Genomic DNA, 18,435 nt, shown 5'->3' on the forward strand with positions numbered 1-18,435 from the left:
CGGGGGAGCACGATCACCACGTGAGGGGATACGGCCCGACCGACGACTCCGGAAGGCTTGGTAGTGCCGAGATCAGCCGGTTGATGGAGGTTCGGGTGCAGGTCGTACAGGATTCAGCGGACGTTTCGACCGTAGGTGCGCGATGGAGCCTGGCACGCAGGCTCGCCGGCTACGGCGCGGCGCTCAGCATGGCGCTGTACTTGGCCGTCAAGGTCGTCTGGATCGCGGCGGGCCTGTCCGGGGACGCTCCGGATGGTTACGGCACCACGGACTGGGTGCTGCTGAACGTCGTCACCGTGGTGATGGCGGCGACCGGGATCGCGCTCGGACTGGCGCTGGCCCAGCCGTGGGGCCGTCGGCTGGCGGCCGGACCGGTGATCTTCTTTTCCTGGGTGGGCGCGGGTTTTCTGGTCCCGATGCTTCCGTACGTGGTGATCAGCAGTTTCCTCGGAGGCGACCAGGGTGACGGCTCCGGCTCGGCCGCGCAAGGGGAGGAGCTCTTCATCGCCATCGGCTTCGCCGGGATGGCGGTGGGGCTGGCCGTAGCCTTGCCGATCTACCTGAGGGAGCGATGGCCGCGGCCATTCCTGGGCCGGGTCGGTGACGGCCCGGCACACTCATCGGCGCTGGTGACGGCGGCGATGGCGGTAGCCGCCGGGCTGGGCCTGCTCTGGTCGTCCTGGGCACTGGGCGGAACGCTGGGCCTCGACCCAGCGTCCCGCGCTCAATTGGAGCTCAATGATCGGCTGTTGAGCGGGAGCTCCGGGCTGTGGGCGCTGCTCGGAGCCTGGAGCGTGTGGACGCTCACGCGTGGCCGCCCCGCCCGGCTCCGGCGGTGGGTCCCGATGACGCTGGCCTTCGGGGCGTCCGGCTCGTTGCTCGCGTGGAGCGGTTGGAAGCTGCCGATGGTGATTCTGCGACCTGGCGGGTTCGTGACCGGCGAATACACGGCGGTCGCGATCGTCGAGCACGCCTTGGGCATCGGCGTGGGTCTGGCCCTTTTGGCCGCCGTCCTGAGGTCCGCTCGCGGACACGACGCCCGCGGTGGCGGACGTACGCCTGCCGCTGCTGTTTAGCGCATCCGAAGCCCCGCCCGAGACTGCCGGGACAGACGCTGCCGGGATGGACTCTGCCGGGCCTGCCGCTGACCGGCGACCCGGCCCTGTCCGGTGACCCGGCGCTGTCCGGTGATCCGGTAGACCGGCCTGCGGACCGGCGCCTTGACCCCCCACCGGCGCGTGACGGGCCGCTACCTGAGGCAGTTCTGCGCGTTCAGGATCAGGACCACACCGAGGACCATTCTCTTCGACACAAGGAAGATGTAGGACGCCTTGGGGTTGCCCGGAACGGTGGCGAAGGTTCCGAACGTCACGTTCTGATTCAGTTTGGGGTAGGCGGCCTTCAGCTGCGCGGGGGTGGAGCCCCTGCCGATGCCCTGAGGCGTCTTGACGGTGCCGGGCGCGGAGATCGTGACCACGCCCTGCTTCTTCGAGATGAACAACCCCGCCCGGTCGCCGCCGTAGCGCTGCGCCTTCAGGTCATAGGCCGAGCACTTGGTGGGGGCGTTGATGGCCTTGCGGACGATCAGCCCGGTCGCCTTGGCCTGCGCCTCGGTCATCCCAAGCTTCAGGCTGCCGTACCCGAACGGCCCCAACGTCGCCTTCTGGGCGGCGGGGGCGGCGTTCGCCGCGGGCGCGACACCCGCCAGCACGACCCCACCGGCCAACGCCGCCACGAGCGCCGACCGACCGATCCGCAGGGCTGTGGTCTGCTTCATAGTGCTTCCTCCATGATCGCGAATTGGCCACCCTAGCCCGAACGCGGCTCGGTTGTAGGCGATTCACGCGATCATTCGCGAGCGCACCACCGCCCCGCCACACGCGGGAAGAGGGGTCTGGCACCGGCTGGACGGTGACAGAAGTATTCATGTGAATTGCAACCGGAACGTGTTTATCGTTGACGTGTGCGGATTCGGGCCGAGGCTCTCGATGGTCGGGCACCGGGGGAGGAGACTCCGCGATTTCGCATGTCAGGACGGCCGTCGCGGGGACGGCCGCGCGCGGACACCGGCTTCTCTCCTTTCGTGAAGGAATCCGGTACTGACGGCGGTTCGGTTCACCCGCCGATCACTTACGCTTTTCAGCCCTTATCCCGGAATATCGGAGGAGTTCGTGTCAGGTAAGGGAGCGGGTATCTCGGTCGCTCTCATCGGGGCGGGGGCGGTCATCGTCGCGGCGCTCATCACGACGCACGCGCCGATCTGTCCCGACTTCATGTGCGGCCCCGACAAGGCGTCCACTAATCAGCGGCCCGGCGGCGGGGAGGGCAAGCAGATCATCAAGGTGCCCGACGGCAAGGCGGACGTGGAGATCACGCCGGGCGAGATCACCTGCACCGCCGAGGGCGGCTGCGACAGCGAGGTACACATCGAAAGCGTGGGCGACGCCACGCTGAAGGTCACCTATATGGAGATCAGAGGCAACGGCAAGGCGTACTTCACCCAGGACGGCAACTGCGCGCGCAAGAATCTGGCTCCCGGCGTGTCCTGCTCGTTCGGTGTGAGCTTCACTTCGCCGGCCGAGGGCGGCACGGCTCAGGCCACACTGGTCATCCACCACAACGTCGGCGCCCACCCCACCCTCGTCACCCTTCGCGGCGAGGGCACGGCCCAGCCGCCGACGGACACCCCTACGACGGGTCTCCCGGCCAACGGGTAGCCCTCCGGCTCCGCCGGGCGGGACGCCGTGCCCGGCCGTGTCGGGAAGCGTCACGTCGTCGCCGGTCTTGATGTGCGCCAACCGGACAAGCGGCGCCCAGCGCAGCATGCGGGCCCGATGGCGCCTGGTCGACTGCCTCAAGGCGATGCGGACCGGTGTGACCAGACACATTCGGGTTGTGCGGCGCCCTCGCAGAGGTGAACCCCGTCATGGTGGCGGATGGCTGGCACGGGGTTGTGCTGCATGGCGTCCAGGACACGGATGCCGAATGCCTCGTTGGCCAGCGATCGCACCTCGTCGGCAGTGGCCCAGCGAAAGGCACGGGTCTCGCTGGTCTCGACGAGGTGACCGCCGATGACCTTGCAGCGGAACACGAGGGCGATGATGTGCCGGGTCATGTTCTTGTAGACGCCAGTGAGGGTGACAGGCTCGACGTCCAGGCCGGTCTCTTCCCGGATCTCTCGGAGGAGGCCGGTGGTGATGTCCTCGCCGCGTTCGAGGATGCCGCCTGGCGCCTCCCAATGGCTGTTCGTGGGCGCGATACCCGTACTGCCCGTGATCGGCATGGCCTCGGTGTTCGTGGTCGAGGCGCTTTACGGGTCGTCACTCGTGTAGACGAAGCCTGGGGGGGTTGGCTGCCCGCGCGGCTCCCGCGTGTCGCCACACGACGCAATGGAGATCTTCGGTCATAGCCGCATCTCGGTCACGATGGAGATCTACACGCACGGCGACGGTGAAAGCCGTGAGAACGCGATCCACTGCAGCAAAGAAGCCCCGGAGCTTGATCGCTTCGGGGCTTTCTGCTGGGTGGGGCTACCAGGACTTGAACCTGGGACCTCTTCCTTATCAGGGAAGCGCTCTAACCGTCTGAGCTATAGCCCCGCGTACGCCAAACGGTATCGCATCCCCACCAGGGAAGGCGAACCGGTTGTTCGGACGAGGAAAAGCTTACCGCCTCTCCGTAGTTGCTCGCGCCGCCCCCGAAAGATCGACGGCGACGCGAGCCAAAAAACCGCAAAACGACCAGCCACAGAACCACGTACCGAAAGCTACTCAGCCTCGCTGAAGGTCACCTCGACGCCGCCCACCAGGTCGGAGGCGACGTTGTAGATGACCGCCCCCAGCGTGGACAGTGCCGTGATCAGCACCACGTTCACCGCGCCGATGAGGGCGGTGTAGCCGAGGATGCGGACCGGCTCGAACCAAGAGGCGATGTCGATCGGGATCGAGTTTTGCCCCTGCTCACCCTTGCCGAGCTGGTTGACCAGGTCCACGAGCGAGTCGAACACGCCCAAGGCGGACAGTACGCCGTACAGGACGGCCACTGCCACGAACAGCACCACGAAGCAGACGAGGGAGACCACGAAGCTGAACTTCATGGCCGACCACGGCTCGACGCGACGCAGGACCAGGTGGGCCTTGCGGGGGAGACGGGCCCCCGCGGAGCTGGAGGGCTTCTTCTTGGGCATCTCGACAAGCGGAGGCGCCTCGGAAGTCAGCGAAGGACGGAGGCGGACCGTCTCGTTGCCCTCCGACTGCTCCTCCCCTGGCTGACCCGTGACCGGCGGCACCACTCCTTGCGGAGGTGTCGCCTTCTCCTCGTCGACCGCTCCGTCGAAGATCTCGGTTTCATTGGACTTCTTCGGCTGCTGGCCGTTGTCCCGGGCCGCCTTAGTCCTGGCGGAGCCACCCTGGGCGCTCATGACCTACTCTCCTCCCCCGTCTTCCTCACTCTCCACCGAAGTCTCCATGGACTCGGCGTTCCGGGCGAGGGCCACCACGCTGTCGCCTTCGGCGAGATTCATCAAACGCACTCCCATGGTCTGGCGGCCGGACTGCTTGATCTCGCCGGCACTCGTCCGGATCACCCCGCCGGCGGATGTGATCGCGAAGACCTCATCCTCTGGGTTGACCATGACTGCTCCGACCAGCTTGCCACGGGAACTGACGATTTTCGCAGTCAGCACACCCCTGCCGCCACGTCCTTGAACTGGATACTGCTCGACGGGTGTCCGCTTTGCGTACCCAGCCTTGGTGGCGATAAGCACATGTTGACCATCGGCAATTCTATTCATGGCGAGAAGTTCGTCACCATCAAGGAATCTCATGCCGATGACGCCGCTGGTCGCCCGTCCCATCGGGCGCAGCGCCTCGTCGGAGGCGGTGAAGCGGACGGACTGCGCGCCCTTGGAGACGAGCAGCAGGTCGTCCTCCTCGGAGACCAGGCGAGCCCCGATGACCTCGTCGTCATCCCGCAGGTTGATCGCGATCAGACCACCGGACCTGGGGGAGTCGTACTCCGACAGGCGGGTCTTCTTCACCAGGCCGCTGCGGGTGGCCAGCACGAGGTAAGGGGCGACGTCGTAGTCACGCAGGTCGAGGACCTCCATTACCGTCTCGTCGGGCTGCATGGCCAGCAGGTTCGCCAGGTGCATGCCCCGCGCGTCGCGCGCGGCGTCGGGCAGTTCGTACGCTTTGACGCGGTAAACGCGGCCTTTGTTCGTGAAGAACAGCAACCAATGATGGGTCGTCGTGACGAAGAAGTGGTCGACGATGTCGTCCTGGCGCAGCTGCGCGCCCCTGACGCCCTTGCCGCCACGCTTCTGCGCCCGGTAAAGGTCGGTACGGGTGCGCTTGGCGTAGCCGCCGCGGGTGATAGTGACGACGATCTCTTCCTCGGCGATGAGGTCTTCGATCGACATGTCGCCGTCGTACGCGACGATCTCGGTCTGCCGGTCGTTGCCGAAGCGGGCGACGATCTCGGCCATCTCGTCACCGACGATCTGCCGCTGCCGGGGCTCCGAGCTCAGGATGTCCTGGTAGTCGGCGATCGCCGTCATCAGCGCCTCGAACTCGTCCTGGATCGCCTGGCGCTCCAGGGCGGCGAGCTTGCGCAGCTGCATGTCGAGGATGGCCTGGGCCTGGATCTCGTCGATCTCCAGCAGCGTCATCAGGCCGCCCTGGGCCTCCGCGGCCGACGGCGAGCGCCTGATCAGCGCGATGACCTCGTCCATCCGGTCGAGCGCCTTGAGCAGCGCCCGCAGGATGTGGGCCCGCTCCTCGGCCTTGCGCAGCAGGTAGCGCGTCCGCCGGACGATGACCTCGATCTGGTGCGCCACGTAGTAGGTGATGAACTGGTCGAGCCGCAACGTACGCGGCACCCCGTCGACCAGGGCCAGCATGTTGGCGCCGAAGGTGTCCTGGAGCTGGGTGTGCTTGTACAGGTTGTTGAGCACGACCTTGGCGACGGCGTCGCGCTTGAGCACGATGACCAGCCGCTGGCCGACCCGCGACGACGACTCCTCGCGGACGTCGGCGATGCCGGTGACCTTGCCCTGCTTGACCAGCTCAGCGATCTTGTAGGAGAGGTTGTCGGGGTTGACCTGGTAGGGGAGTTCGGTGACGACGAGGGCGTGACGGCCCTTGTTGTCCTCCTCGACCTCGACGACGGCTCGCATGGTGATCGAGCCGCGGCCGGTGCGGTAGGCGTCCTCGATGCCCCGGCGGCCGACGATCAGGCCCTTGGTCGGGAAGTCGGGGCCCTTGACCCGCGCGATGGCCGCCTCGAGCAGCTCCTCTTCGGAGGCCTCGGGGTTGTCCAGCGACCACTTGACGGCCTCGGCCACCTCGCGCAGGTTGTGCGGCGGGATGTTGGTCGCCATGCCGACCGCGATGCCGCCCGAACCGTTGACCAGCAGGTTGGGGAAGCGCGCCGGGAGTACGACGGGCTCCTGGGAGCGGCCGTCGTAGTTGGGCTGGAAGTCGACGGTCTCCTTGTCGATGTCGCGCAGCATCTCCATGGCGATGGGCGCGAGCTTGCACTCGGTGTAGCGCATCGCCGCGGGCGCGTCGTTGCCCGGAGAGCCGAAGTTGCCCTGCCCGTCGACCAGCGGGTGGCGCAGCGACCAGGGCTGCGCCAGGCGTACGAGGGCGTCGTAGATCGAGGTGTCGCCATGGGGGTGGTAGGAACCCATGACGTCACCGACGACGCGCGAGCACTTGAAGTAGCCGCGGTCGGGGCGGTAGCCGCCGTCGTACATCGCGTAGAGCACGCGGCGGTGCACCGGCTTGAGACCGTCACGCACGTCCGGCAGGGCACGCGAGACGATGACCGACATCGCGTAGTCCATGTAGCTGCGCTGCATCTCGGTCTGGATGTCGACCGGTTCGATGCGGTCCGAAGACGGTGGAGGCGGAGTGTTCACTTCCGTCACGTGTGAAGATCCTTTTCTACTGTACGGCTGAGCGCTACACGTCTAGGAAACGGACATCTCGCGCATTGCGGATGATGAAGGCCCTGCGCGCCTCGACGTCCTCACCCATGAGCACGCTGAACATCTCGTCCGCCTGGGCGGCGTCGTCGAGCGTGGCCTGTAGCAGGATGCGGCTGTCAGGGTTCATGGTGGTTTCCCACAGCTGGTTGGCGTTCATCTCGCCGAGACCCTTGAACCGCTGGACCCCGTCGTGGGCGCGGGGGTCACGCTTGCCGCGGCCGATGCCGTCTTCGATGATCGCGTCGCGTTCGCGGTCGGAGTAGGCGTAGGAGGCGTCGTCGCCCTTGCGGTCCCACTTGATCTTGTAGAGGGGCGGCTGCGACAGGTAGACGTGACCGCCCTCGATCAGCGGGCGCATGAACCTGAACAGCAGCGTCAGCAGCAGTGTGGTGATGTGCTGGCCGTCGACGTCGGCGTCGGCCATCAGGATCAGCTTGTTGTAGCGCAGCTTGCTGATGTCGAACTCGTCGTGCACGCCGGTGCCCATGGCCGTGATCAGCGACTGGACCTCGGTGTTCTGCAGGACCTTGTCGACCCGGGCCTTCTCGACGTTGAGGATCTTGCCGCGAATGGGCAGGATCGCCTGGAAACGCGAGTCGCGGCCGCCCTTGGCCGAGCCGCCGGCCGAGTTGCCCTCGACGATGAACAGCTCGCACTTGTCGGGGTCGTTCCACTGGCAGTCGGCCAGCTTGCCCGGCAGGCCGCTGCCCGACTCCAGCAGCGACTTGCGCCGCGTCAGGTCGCGGGCCTGGCGAGCCGCGAGGCGGGCCCTGGCGGCCTGCAGCGACTTGTTGATGATGTCCTTGGCCTCGCCGGGGTTGCGCTCGAACCAGGCGCGCAGGTGGTCGTTGCAGGCCTTCTGTACGAACGACTTGGCCTCGGTGTTGCCGAGCTTCGTCTTGGTCTGCCCCTCGAACTGCGGGTCGGCCAGCTTGATCGAGACGATCGCGGTCAGGCCCTCGCGGACGTCCTCGCCGGAGAGGTTGTCGTCCTTGCCCTCCTTGAGGAACTTCTGCTCGCGCGCGTAGCGGTTGACGATCGACGTCAGCGCCGCGCGGAAGCCCTCCTCGTGGGTGCCGCCCTCAGCCGTGTTGATGGTGTTGGCGAAGGTGTAGACGGACTCGCTGTAGGAGTTGTTCCACTGCATGGCGATCTCTACGGAGACGCCGTCGCCGTGCTCCTCGAAGTCGATGACCGACGCGTGCGCGGGCTCCTTCTTGGAGTTGAGGTGCGTCACGAAGTCGGACAGACCGCCCTGGTAGCAGTAGGTGACCTCGACGACCTCGCCGTTGACGTGGTCGGGCCGCTCGTCGCGCAGCACGATCGTCAGGCCCTTGTTGAGGAAGGCCATCTCCTGGAAGCGCCGCGAGAGCGTCTCGAAGTTCCAGGTGGTGGTCTCAAAGATCGCCTCGTCGGCCCAGAACGTGATCGTGGTGCCGGTCTCGGTGGTCTCCCCGTCCGTCGCCAGTGGCGCGGTCGGCTTGGAGTGCTCGTAGCGCTGCCGCCAGATGTGGCCGTTCTGCTTGACCTCCACCTCCATGGCGGTGGACAGCGCGTTGACGACGGCCGAGCCGACGCCGTGCAGACCTCCGGACACGGCGTACGACTTGCCGTCGAACTTGCCGCCCGCGTGCAGCGTGGTCAGCACGACCTCGACGGCGGAACGCTTCTCGACCGGGTGGATGCCGGTCGGGATGCCGCGGCCGTTGTCGATGACCCGCACACCGTTGTCGGCGAGCAGGGTGACGTCGATGCGGTCGGCGTGGCCGGCGAGGGCCTCGTCCACCGAGTTGTCGACGATTTCGTAGACCAGGTGATGCAGACCGCGCTCACCGGTCGAGCCGATATACATACCCGGGCGCTTGCGAACCGCCTCAAGCCCTTCGAGTACGGTGATTGAGCTAGCGTCGTAGGACAAGTGCCAAATCCTCCTGCCGCGGACACGCGGCTGGGGAGGCGACCGTTGTCAAGCTGCCCCTGCCGTGCCCGTCACCGTCGTGAGTGCCCCGTTGCGTTGATCACCCGGGGGAATCGGCGCCGCATACGTGCCGGGGGTGACACGCAAACGGACGTGTCCGGAATCCAGTTTCATTCTACCGGCTCTGAGGGCCCAAGGTGGCATTGAACGCGCCTGTAACGGCCTGTCGCTTGTTTTCCCCCTCTTCGAGCATCCCCCCACAGGAATGGGGGTCATCGCGTCTGCGGCTCTCTGATGGGTTTTCTCGCGGGTCCGGCCCATGGGTTTGTCGCCGATCCGGCTCAGCCGTAGGTGTCTCCCGGGCCCTTGCTGCCGGTCACCCTCAGGCCCCCGGCCGCGCGCGGTGCGTTCTGCGGGCCTCTGACCTTCACCTTCGTCACCGTGCCGTGTCCGAGCTCCTCGTTGAGCCGGCGTACGAGAGTGCGCGCGAGCAGGCGTACCTGGGTCGCCCACGCGGTGGAGTCGGCCAAGATCAGCACCTCGCCGTCGTCGAACGAATCGGGCTTGGTGTGCGCGGCCAGCTCGGGACCGACGATGTCGGACCAGCGGCCGAACACCCCGCCGACGGCCGCCGACCGCTCCCAGCCGCGGTCGGCCAGCAGGTCGGAGATCGCGCGTCCGAAAAGCTGTGGATCGCCGGCGTCCCTGCGCGCCCCCGCCCTGCGCCTGGGCTCGCGGCGGGGGAGCTGGCCGCGCTTGGCCGCGTCGGCCTTGGCCTGGGCCAGCTTCTCCCTGGCCATCGCCGCGCCCCTGGCCGTGGGGTTGTCATCGGTAGGCACCCGGGAGGTGCCGTCAGCAGACCCGTTGGCGGATCCGCGCGGGTTGCTCTCAGCGGACACGCGTCACACTCCCTTCTGCGACGTCGAACCTGGCCCCGATCAACTCCCCGGGCACGTCGTCGGCCACCGCCGCGGTGATGAGCACCTGCTCGGCGGGGGCGACGATCTCGGACAGGCGGCGCCTGCGCTGGCTGTCGAGCTCGGCGAAGACGTCGTCCAGGATCAGCACCGGGTCGCCGCCCTCGGCCCGGAGCAGGTCGTAGGCGGCCAGGCGCAGCGCCAAGGCGAACGACCACGACTCGCCATGGCTGGCGTAGCCGCGCGCGGGCAGCTCGCCGATGCCGAGGATCAGGTCGTCGCGGTGCGGGCCGACGAGCGTGACACCCCGCTCCAGCTCGGCCGCGCGGACTTCCAATAGCCGCTCGCGGAGTCGTTCTTCAAGGGTTTTCCCCAAGTCTGTGGATAACGTCTGTGTATCGGAAGATCCCGTCTCACCGGGGACTTCGTCCTCAGCCGCGTCGCCGCCTGTGGACAAAGTGCTGCGATAGGCCAGTGTCGCGGGGGCACTCGTGGGGGCCAGCGCGGCATAGGCTCCGGCGACCAGCGGGCGCAGCGCGTCGATGAGATCGAGCCGTGCTTGGAGGAGCTCCGCGCCGTGTCTCGCCAGATGCGCGTCCCAGACCTCCAGAGTGCTCAGGACGTCTCCGGCGCCCGCCGCCGAGAATCCTGTGTCACTCTCGGCCCTTCGGGCGCTCCTGGCCCCTCTGCGGGCCTGGGAGGCGGCACGCAGGAGCGCTCCTCGCTGCTTCAGAACGCGGTCGTAGTCGGCGCGCACGCCGGCGAACCGCGGGGTGCGGCTCACCAGCAGCTCGTCGAGGAAGCGCCGCCGCTCAGAGGGATCGCCCTTGACCATCGACAGGTCCTCGGGGGCGAACAGCACCGTGCGCAGCAGTCCGATGACGTCGCGGGGCCTGGACACGGGGGAGCGGTTGAGCCGGGCGCGGTTGGCGCGCCCCGGGTTGATCTCCAGCTCGACCAGCGCCCGCCGGTCGTCCCTGTGGATGGCGCAGCGCACGATGGCCCGGCTCGCGCCCCGTCGTACGAGAGGCGCGTCGCTCGCCACCCGGTGGCTGGAGTGCGTCGCGACGTAGCCGAGGGCTTCGACCAGGTTGGTCTTGCCCTGGCCGTTGGGCCCCACGAACGCCGTGACGCCCGGCTCCAGGCCGAGCTCCACGGAGGCGTAGGACCGGAAGTCGGTCAGCGACAGGTGGGCGACGTGCACCCCAAGAAGGTTAGTGGGCCACGCAGCTCACTGGGGTCACCGGCGTGCGCCTGTGGATAACCGATCTCGGATGAACCGGTATCGGGTCAGCGCACGTTCAGGAGGCTCAGCGCACCTTCGGCGGGGTCACGTCGGCGCCGGGGGAGTCGGCGCCCATGCCCGTCGAGCCCTCCGCCGAGGCGATCGGGTGGCCGCCGAACTGGTTGCGCAGCGCGGCCACCACCTTCATCGCGGGCGGGTCCTCCTGACGCGAGGCGAACCTGGCGTACAGCGCGGCGGTGATCACCGGCAGCGGCACGGCGTGGTCCACCGCCGCCTGAACGGTCCACCGGCCCTCGCCGGAGTCCTGTGCGTAACCGCGCAGCTCCTCGAGGTGCTCGTCGCTGTCGAGTGACCGCACCAGCAGGTCGAGCAGCCAGGAGCGGATGACGGTGCCGGTACGCCAGCTGCTGAAGCAGCCCTTGACGTCCTTGACGATGTCGGAGGCTTCCAGGAGCTCCCAGCCCTCGGCGAAGGACTGCATCATGCCGTACTCGATGCCGTTGTGGACCATCTTGGCGAAGTGTCCCGCGCCGACCTCGCCCGCGTGGACGAAGCCGTCCTCGCCTTCGGGCTTGAGCGTCTCGAAGATCGGCATCATGTGCTGGACCACGGCCTCGTCGCCGCCGCACATCAGCGCGTAGCCGTTCTGCAGCCCCCAGACGCCGCCGCTCACGCCGCAGTCGACGAAGCGGATGCCGCGCTCGGCGAGCTCGGCGGCGTGCTTCTGGTCATCCACATAGTGTGAATTACCGCCGTCGATGACGATGTCGCCCTCGGAGAGGAGTTTGCCGAGCTCGTCGACCGTCTGCTGGGTGGGTTTGCCGGCCGGGACCATCACCCAGACCGCGCGCGGCGCCTCCAGCCTGTCGACCAGCTCCTTCAAGCTGCCGACGTCGCTGGCCTCCCGGTTGTGGTCATAGCCCACGACCTCGTGACCTCCGCGGCGCAGCCTTTCGGCCATGTTGCCGCCCATCCTGCCAAGTCCGACCATGCCGATCTGCATGATGTACCAACTCCCCTAGTCAGGCCTCCATAATCCCCGATGGGATTTTCAGCTCGACAAGCGGATCGGCATGATCAGGTAACGGTAGTCGGGGACTCCGCCGTCATCCACAGGCTTTCCACCGGTGAGGATGGCGGGCTTGGTGGACGTGGTCATCTGTAGCCGGGCGACGTCCGAGTCGATCGCGCCCAGCCCTTCCAGCAGGAACTGGTGGTTGAAGGCGATGTTCATCTCCTCGCCCTCGTAGTCCACCGGCAGCACCTCGACGGCCTGGGCCTCGTCGCCGCTGCCGGCCTCCAGCACGACCTCGCCGCTCTTGAACGCCAGGCGTACCGGAGTGTTGCGCTCGGCGACCAGGGCCACGCGCTTGACCGCCTCGACGAACGAGCTTGTGGACAGGTCGGCGCGCGCCGAGAACTCCGTCGGCAGCAGCGAGCGGTATTTGGGGAACTCGGGGTCGAGCAGCCGCGTCGTGGTCCGCCGCCCGGCGCTGGAGAAGCCGATCATGCCCTCGCCGGTGCCGCCCGCCGAGCTGAGCGCGATCTCCACCTCGGCGCCCGTCGCGCCGAGCGCCTTGGCCGAGTCGGCGAGCGTCTTGCCGGGGATCATCGCGATCGCCGCGAAGTCGGGCTGGTCGGGCTGCCATTTCAGCTCGCGTACGGCCAAGCGGTAGCGGTCGGTCGCGGCGAGGGTCACGGTGTCGCCCTCGATCTCCATCCGTACGCCGGTGAGCATGGGCAGCGTGTCGTCCCTGCCCGCGGCGACGGCGACCTGGCCGACGGCGGCGGCGAAGACGTCGCTGCCCACCCGGCCGGCGGCGGGCGGCATGGCCGGCAGCGACGGGTAGTCCTCCACAGGCATGGTCAGCAGGGTGAACCGGGCGCTGCCACAAGTGACGACCGCCTTGGCTCCCTCCACGACGAAGTCCACAGGCTGTGCGGGAAGCGCGCGGGTGATCTCGGCGAGCAGCTTGCCGGAGACCAGGACGACGCCGGCCTCACCGGTGTGGAGTTCGAGCGTCACCTCGGCGGAGACCTCGTAGTCGAAGCCCGACAGCTTCAGCTGCTGGTCCTCGGTGACCTCCATCCGCATTCCGGCGAGAACGGGGACCGACGGTCGCGCGGGCAGGCTGCGTGCCGTCCATGCCACCGCCTCAGCGAGGACGTCTCGCTCGATTCGGAACATCACGGTCATCAGCCTCCTGAGTTCGTCGTTGATTCAAGTGTTGCCTCTCCCGCACTCGAGTTCCGGGAGAACCCCTCTATGGGTCTTGAGTTTCTTAGTAAGAGAGATAGGTGGTCTTCACACTAGGGGCTGTGGATAGTGTGGACAACGGGCGTTTCCCCTGGTCAGCTTGCGTGGCGTCGCCCACATGCTCGGTGGATTACGCCTGGGGGAAACTTCGCCGCCTGGGGATGAAAGTTCGTTGCCCACAGCTCGTCCCCAGATCATGGTGCGTTCATCCACTGGTCATCCACCGGCTTTCCACAGGTTATCCACGGGCTAAACGGCCTCGTGAGAGACCCTTTTTCGACTGTGCACAGGCCGTCCACAAGTCATCCACCGGATGTCCCCAGGTTGTCCTCAGGATGTCCCCAACTTTATCCCCAGGCATCGCGCAGGATTTTTCAGGCGAAGATGGGGCGTACGGCCGCCGCGATCTGACGTTTCCCCTGATCCACAGTGTTATCCACAGGCTGTGCATGACGGTCAGGATCCGCGCGACGTCTGTTTGATACGCATTGTTAGCTCGTTGACCTGGTTGTACATCGACCTGCGCTCCGCGATGAGCGAGCGGATCTTGCGCTCGGCGTGCATGACGGTCGTGTGATCGCGGCCGCCGAACTGCTGCCCGATCTTCGGCAGCGACAGGTCGGTCAGCTCGCGTACCAGATACATCGCGATCTGCCTGGCGTTGACCAGAGCCCTGCTGCGCGAGCTGCCGCAGAGGTCGTCGATGCTGATGCCGAAGTATTCGGCGGTCTTGGCCATGATCGTGGCGATGGTGATCTCGTGGCCGCCGTCGGAGGTGATCAGGTCCTTCAGCACCACCTCGGCCAGCTGGAGGTCGACGCCCTGCCGGTTGAGACTGGCGAAGGCGGTGACCCTGATCAGGGCGCCCTCCAGCTCGCGGATGTTGGTGGAGATGCGGCTGGCGATGTACTCCAGGACTTCGGGCGGGGCGGCCAGGCCCTCCTGGATGGCCTTCTTCCTGAGGATCGCGATGCGGGTCTCCAGCTCGGGCGGCTGGACATCGGTGATCAGGCCCCACTCGAACCGGTTGCGCAGCCGGTCCTCCAGCGTGATCAGCTGCTTCGGCGCCCGGTCGCTGGAGATCACGATCTGCTTGTTGGCGTTGTGGAGGGTGTTGAAGGTGTGGAAGAACTCCTCCTGCGTCTGCTCCTTGCCCTCCAAGAACTGGATGTCGTCCACGAGCAGGATGTCGATCGCCCGGTAGCGGCCGCGGAAGCCGTCGGCCTTGTGGTCGCGGATGCTGTTGATGAAGTCGTTGGTGAACTCTTCCGAGCTCACGTATCTCACCCGCGCGCCGTCGTACAGGCTCTGGGCGTAATGCCCGATCGCGTGCAGGAGGTGGGTCTTCCCCAGGCCCGAGTCACCATAAATAAAGAGAGGGTTGTACGCCTTTGCGGGGGATTCGGCTACGGCCACGGCGGCCGCGTGGGCGAATCGGTTGCTGGCCCCGATGACAAATGTCTCGAAGGTGTACTTCTGGTTGAGCCGGGCGGGTTCGCTGGGCTTGTTGCTCTTCGCTTCCCAGCGGTTGTGCGTCGGCTCCGGCAGTTTCTCCACAGGGGACTGCCCCTGTTCAAAAGTGAACGTGGGCTGTGGATATTCGGTGGATATCTGGGCCGGGTCCGGCTGTGGAGAATAGAACTGCGGAGGCTCGGAAGCCTGGTAGTGCTGGGCCGATGGGGGTTGTGCATAACGTGGCTGGGGGTCCAGGCCCTGGGGATAATTTTGAGCCACAGGCTGTGGATGAAGGTCCGGCATCTGCTGCTCGGGGGCCGTCGTGTCGATCATCACGGCCAGGCGCATCGCCCGGCCGAGCTCCTGGGAGAGCGCGTGGGCCACGAGGGGCCGCAGCTTCCCCTCGATGAGGTCCTTCAGGAAGTCGTTGGGGACGCCCAGCACGATCGTGTCGTCTGCTTGGGCGATCGGGCGCACCATGGAGAGCCAGGTGCGCTGCTGTATGGGGACGTTCTCGTTGAGGAAGTTGCTCAGGGCCCTCGCCCATACCGTGCCGAGGTCGACATGGTTCATGTGCGCTACCCCTCCTTCCTCTCGCGGCCCCCCGCGATCGATCGTTTACCGCTTGCCCAGTGCGGGCATTGGTGCCGTTGCGGCCTGGTTATTGGCGCTTCGCACACGTACGTCACAAGTCGTCGGTGCGCCGTCACTGGCTGTCCACCGGGGCGAGTTATCCACATGGAACTCCCACCCGCAGGGGCGGCCGGCGCCTTGGTCCACAGCGTGGCGGGCGAGCTGGACACCCACATCATCCACAGGCCATCCACAGGTTATGCACAGGGCCTGAGCGGCTCTGGGAGGGCTGACAGTAGCTCTGTGCACAGCTGTGTTCAAGCGTTGTCCACAGCCTAGTGGTACCTGAGTGCACATACTGTGGACGTGGCCGAGGATGTGGAAAACCCGCATGTGGATTAGTGGATAACCCCGTTCGCCGGGCCGCCAGTTTGACCTGGGGCATGCTTGCCCCGTAACGTGCCATGGTCGGCTTGTCACGCGACGGCTATTTCGCGTGCCCTCGCTCTCTTGGCAAGCCAGCCATGTGTGTATCAGCGCCCCTGCGGCGCACCTTCAAGCCTGGAGCCCACCCGTGAGCAAGCGTACTTTCCAGCCGAACAACCGTCGCCGCGCGAAGACCCACGGCTTCCGGCTGCGGATGCGCACCCGGGCCGGTCGCGCCATCCTGGCCGCTCGCCGCCGTAAGGGCCGCGAAACGCTGTCGGCCTGATCGACTCGCGTCCGATAGTCCGCCCGCCGGTGAAGTCCGCCGGCGGGCGATAGGCGTATATGGTGCTTTCCCGTCAATCCCGCATGCGACGCGGGGAGGAGTTCGAGGCGGCCGTCAAGCGTGGGAAGCGCGCGGGCCGTCCTACCCTGGTAGTGCATCTAAGCATTTCTGGGGATTCGACGCCTCTGGTTGGTTTCGTGGTGAGCCGAGCTGTGGGTGGCGCCGCCGTGCGCAACAAGGTCAAGCGGCGGCTCCGACACCTGATGCGGGACCGTCTCGACCGGCTGCCGCGAGGTAGCCTGCTGGTGGTACGCGCCAATCCACCGGCTGCGTCAGCGCGATACGAGCACCTTGCCGCCGAGCTCGACCTCGCGTTGGATCGTTTGTTCAGGCGGCGCGAGTCCGCGATGGATGGACACAGATGACGGAGCAGCCGCAAGGGATGCCGAGCCTCCCCGCTCGGGCATTGATCATCCCGATCCGGTTCTATCGGGCCTTCATCAGCCCGATGCTCGGTCCACGTTGCCGTTTCTATCCGTCGTGCAGTGCCTACGGGCTCGAAGCGATAGCCGTACATGGTGCATTGCGCGGCACTTGGCTGACTGTCCGGCGCATCGGGCGGTGCCACCCATTCCATCCCGGAGGTATAGACCCGGTGCCCCCACGCCCGGTTCGGTCCCACGAAACGCAAGGGAGATAGCTCGGTGGAGCTGTCCTGGCTGAGCTGGCTCTATGAAGCCGTAGCCCATGTCATCATCTGGATCCATCAGGGATACAGCACATTCCTCAACCCGGACAGCGGGCTGACATGGGCCCTGACCATCATCACGCTGACCGTTTTCATGCGGGTCCTGATCTTCCCGCTCTTCCTGAAGCAGATGCGCTCGTCGCGCAAGATGCAGGAACTCGCCCCCAAGGTGGCAGAGCTCCGCAAGCGCTACAAGAACGACAAGCAGCGCATGAACCAGGAAGTCATGGCGGTCTACCAGGGAGCGGGCGCCAACCCGCTCGGTGGCTGCCTGCCCGTGGTCGCGCAGTTCCCCATCTTCATCTCGATGTTCACCGTGCTGCGGGCCATGGCCGACGGCCGCCCGGTCTACGGCATGACGCAGCAGCTCGTCGACAGCGCCCGATCCGCGCACATCTTCGGCGCGCCGCTGCCGGCCAACTTCTGGATGTCGCAGGCCCAGGTCGAAAGCTTCGGGGCCACCGTCGTCACAACGAAGATCGTGCTCGGCGTCTTCGTGGCGATCAGCTCGCTGACCACGTTCCTCACCGTCCGGCAGAGCGTCACCCGCTCCATGGCCCAGATGCCGGACAACCCCATGGCGCAGCAGCAGAAGATCCTGATGTACATCTCTCCGCTGTTCGCCTTCTTCAGCCTCAACTTCCCGCTCGGCCTGATCATGTACTGGGTCACCACGAACCTGTGGACGCTCGGTCAGCAGCACTGGTTCTACAGCCGCCACCCGATGCCGCAGTTCGACGCCAAGGGCAACGTGGTCCCGGTCGAGCCGAAGACCGGCCTGCTGTCGAAACTCCGCAAGGGCGCCACTCCGGAAGAGGAAGTGCCTTCCGCGCCGCCGGAGCCTAAGATCATTCGGCAGCAGCCCAGTCGTCAGTCCCGCAGCAAGCGCACCGGCAGCAAGAAGTCGTGAACACGAAGGAGAGGCCGGCCATGACCGAGGCCGAGCAGGAGAAGACTCCTGATCTCAACGCGCTCGAGCAGGAAGGCGAGATCGCGGCAGACTACGTCGAGGGTCTCCTGGATATCGCCGACATCGACGGCGACATCGACATGGACGTCGAAGGTGACCGCGCGCTGGTCTCGGTCGTGGGCCTCAAGGGCACCGGCCTTGTCGGGCCCGAGGGGGAGGTCCTGGAGGCGCTCCAGGAGCTGACCCGCCTGGCCGTGCACCGGCAGACGGGGGAGCGGTCCCGGCTGATGCTCGACGTCGCCGGCTACCGTGAGCGGCGCCGTGCCGAGCTCACCAAGCTCGGCACCGAGATCGCCAACGAGGTGAAGGAGAAGGGCGAGCCCAAGGCGCTGCACGCGATGACGCCCTTCGAGCGCAAGATCGTCCATGACGCGGTGGCGGCCGCCGGGCTCCGTAGCGAGTCCGAGGGGGAGGAACCGCACCGCTACGTGGTCGTACTCCCGGTCTGACCGCACGTACGCACACTCGCTCGCCGACCGGCCGCCGTCCCGCACTCGGGGGACGGCGGCCGGTTCGCGTGAGGGCACTCTTCATGTACGTACAGCTTGTCCGCTCCGTGGCCCATTGCTGCTTCATTTACCCTTTGGCATTATTTGTGAAATTTGGAGCATTATGGCCACTGTCCGGTCTTCCACGACCTCCACCTCG

17 protein-coding genes and 1 tRNA gene are annotated in these 18,435 nt (G+C 66.6%); 7 read left to right on the forward strand and 11 right to left on the reverse strand.

Translation table 11 applies throughout. From position 1 onward, the window contains the following. Positions 1-20 precede the first annotated feature (20 nt). The gene (locus ACGFJ2_RS30490; RefSeq protein WP_393474088.1) at positions 21-1,076 is read left to right on the forward strand and encodes a hypothetical protein; all 1,056 of its coding nucleotides are present in this window, start codon (positions 21-23) and stop codon (positions 1,074-1,076) included. 173 nt (positions 1,077-1,249) lie between these two features. Here ACGFJ2_RS30490 and ACGFJ2_RS30495 read toward each other — a convergent pair whose 3' ends face one another. Then, complete coding sequence (locus ACGFJ2_RS30495) at positions 1,250-1,777, reverse strand: hypothetical protein (protein WP_393474091.1); 528 nt, start codon at positions 1,775-1,777, stop codon at positions 1,250-1,252. A gap of 394 nt (positions 1,778-2,171) precedes the next feature. Between ACGFJ2_RS30495 and ACGFJ2_RS30500 the strand changes: the two genes are divergently transcribed. Beyond that, on the forward strand, positions 2,172-2,717 hold the full coding sequence (locus tag ACGFJ2_RS30500) for a hypothetical protein (protein WP_393474094.1): 546 nt from the start codon (positions 2,172-2,174) through the stop codon (positions 2,715-2,717). 137 nt (positions 2,718-2,854) lie between these two features. Here the strand turns inward: ACGFJ2_RS30500 and ACGFJ2_RS30505 are convergent, their stop codons facing one another. The 10 genes from ACGFJ2_RS30505 to dnaA all read right to left on the reverse strand — a co-directional run bounded on the left by ACGFJ2_RS30505 (position 2,855) and on the right by dnaA (position 15,357). After that, a complete protein-coding gene (locus ACGFJ2_RS30505) occupies positions 2,855-3,283 on the reverse strand; it encodes an NUDIX hydrolase (protein ID WP_393474097.1) in 429 nt (142 codons plus the stop codon). Between the two features lie 242 nt (positions 3,284-3,525). Then, positions 3,526-3,599 (reverse strand) — tRNA-Ile (locus tag ACGFJ2_RS30510). 167 nt (positions 3,600-3,766) lie between these two features. Then, positions 3,767-4,420, reverse strand: a complete 654-nt coding sequence (locus tag ACGFJ2_RS30515; protein ID WP_357938176.1) for a DUF3566 domain-containing protein — start codon at positions 4,418-4,420, stop codon at positions 3,767-3,769. 3 nt (positions 4,421-4,423) lie between these two features. Then, positions 4,424-6,931: a DNA gyrase subunit A gene (gene gyrA, locus ACGFJ2_RS30520; protein WP_357938174.1), complete on the reverse strand. Its 2,508-nt coding sequence runs from the start codon at positions 6,929-6,931 to the stop codon at positions 4,424-4,426. Positions 6,932-6,965: 34 nt separating this feature from the next. Next, positions 6,966-8,909 carry a DNA topoisomerase (ATP-hydrolyzing) subunit B gene (gene gyrB / locus ACGFJ2_RS30525; protein WP_393474100.1) on the reverse strand — a complete coding sequence of 648 codons (1,944 nt, stop codon included), beginning with the start codon at positions 8,907-8,909 and terminating at the stop codon, positions 6,966-6,968. Positions 8,910-9,250: 341 nt separating this feature from the next. After that, entirely contained in the window at positions 9,251-9,808 is a 558-nt protein-coding gene (locus tag ACGFJ2_RS30530; protein ID WP_393474103.1) for a DUF721 domain-containing protein, read from the reverse strand. Beyond that, positions 9,798-11,030 carry a DNA replication/repair protein RecF gene (recF, locus tag ACGFJ2_RS30535; RefSeq protein ID WP_393474106.1) on the reverse strand — a complete coding sequence of 411 codons (1,233 nt, stop codon included), beginning with the start codon at positions 11,028-11,030 and terminating at the stop codon, positions 9,798-9,800. The genes ACGFJ2_RS30530 and recF overlap by 11 nt, the downstream gene beginning before the upstream one ends. 106 nt (positions 11,031-11,136) lie before the next feature. Continuing rightward, on the reverse strand, positions 11,137-12,075 hold the full coding sequence (gene gnd / locus ACGFJ2_RS30540) for a phosphogluconate dehydrogenase (NAD(+)-dependent, decarboxylating) (protein WP_357938168.1): 939 nt from the start codon (positions 12,073-12,075) through the stop codon (positions 11,137-11,139). Positions 12,076-12,123: 48 nt separating this feature from the next. Beyond that, complete coding sequence (gene dnaN, locus ACGFJ2_RS30545) at positions 12,124-13,263, reverse strand: DNA polymerase III subunit beta (RefSeq protein ID WP_357939730.1); 1,140 nt, start codon at positions 13,261-13,263, stop codon at positions 12,124-12,126. A gap of 522 nt (positions 13,264-13,785) precedes the next feature. Continuing rightward, entirely contained in the window at positions 13,786-15,357 is a 1,572-nt protein-coding gene (dnaA, locus tag ACGFJ2_RS30550) for a chromosomal replication initiator protein DnaA (protein ID WP_357938166.1), read from the reverse strand. A gap of 574 nt (positions 15,358-15,931) precedes the next feature. On the opposite strand from dnaA, the gene rpmH reads away from it, so the two are divergent. Genes rpmH through ACGFJ2_RS30575 form a run of 5 tightly spaced genes read left to right on the forward strand, consistent with a single transcriptional unit; the run spans position 15,932 to position 18,236 of the window. Then, complete coding sequence (rpmH, locus tag ACGFJ2_RS30555) at positions 15,932-16,069, forward strand: 50S ribosomal protein L34 (RefSeq protein WP_093172456.1); 138 nt, start codon at positions 15,932-15,934, stop codon at positions 16,067-16,069. Positions 16,070-16,128: 59 nt separating this feature from the next. After that, positions 16,129-16,494, forward strand: coding sequence for a ribonuclease P protein component (gene rnpA, locus ACGFJ2_RS30560; protein ID WP_225300917.1), 366 nt, complete (start codon positions 16,129-16,131; stop codon positions 16,492-16,494). A gap of 17 nt (positions 16,495-16,511) precedes the next feature. After that, positions 16,512-16,769 (forward strand): membrane protein insertion efficiency factor YidD, encoded by a 258-nt coding sequence (yidD, locus tag ACGFJ2_RS30565; RefSeq protein WP_357655404.1) that lies wholly within the window; start codon positions 16,512-16,514, stop codon positions 16,767-16,769. A 4-nt stretch (positions 16,770-16,773) separates the two neighbouring features. Next, positions 16,774-17,727 carry a membrane protein insertase YidC gene (gene yidC, locus ACGFJ2_RS30570; RefSeq protein WP_357938164.1) on the forward strand — a complete coding sequence of 318 codons (954 nt, stop codon included), beginning with the start codon at positions 16,774-16,776 and terminating at the stop codon, positions 17,725-17,727. A 20-nt stretch (positions 17,728-17,747) separates the two neighbouring features. After that, a complete protein-coding gene (locus ACGFJ2_RS30575; RefSeq protein ID WP_357939728.1) occupies positions 17,748-18,236 on the forward strand; it encodes a R3H domain-containing nucleic acid-binding protein in 489 nt (162 codons plus the stop codon). Positions 18,237-18,435 lie beyond the last annotated feature (199 nt).

Source organism: Nonomuraea sp. NPDC049028 (assembly GCF_043197735.1).
In the GTDB taxonomy this organism is placed as follows: domain Bacteria; phylum Actinomycetota; class Actinomycetes; order Streptosporangiales; family Streptosporangiaceae; genus Nonomuraea.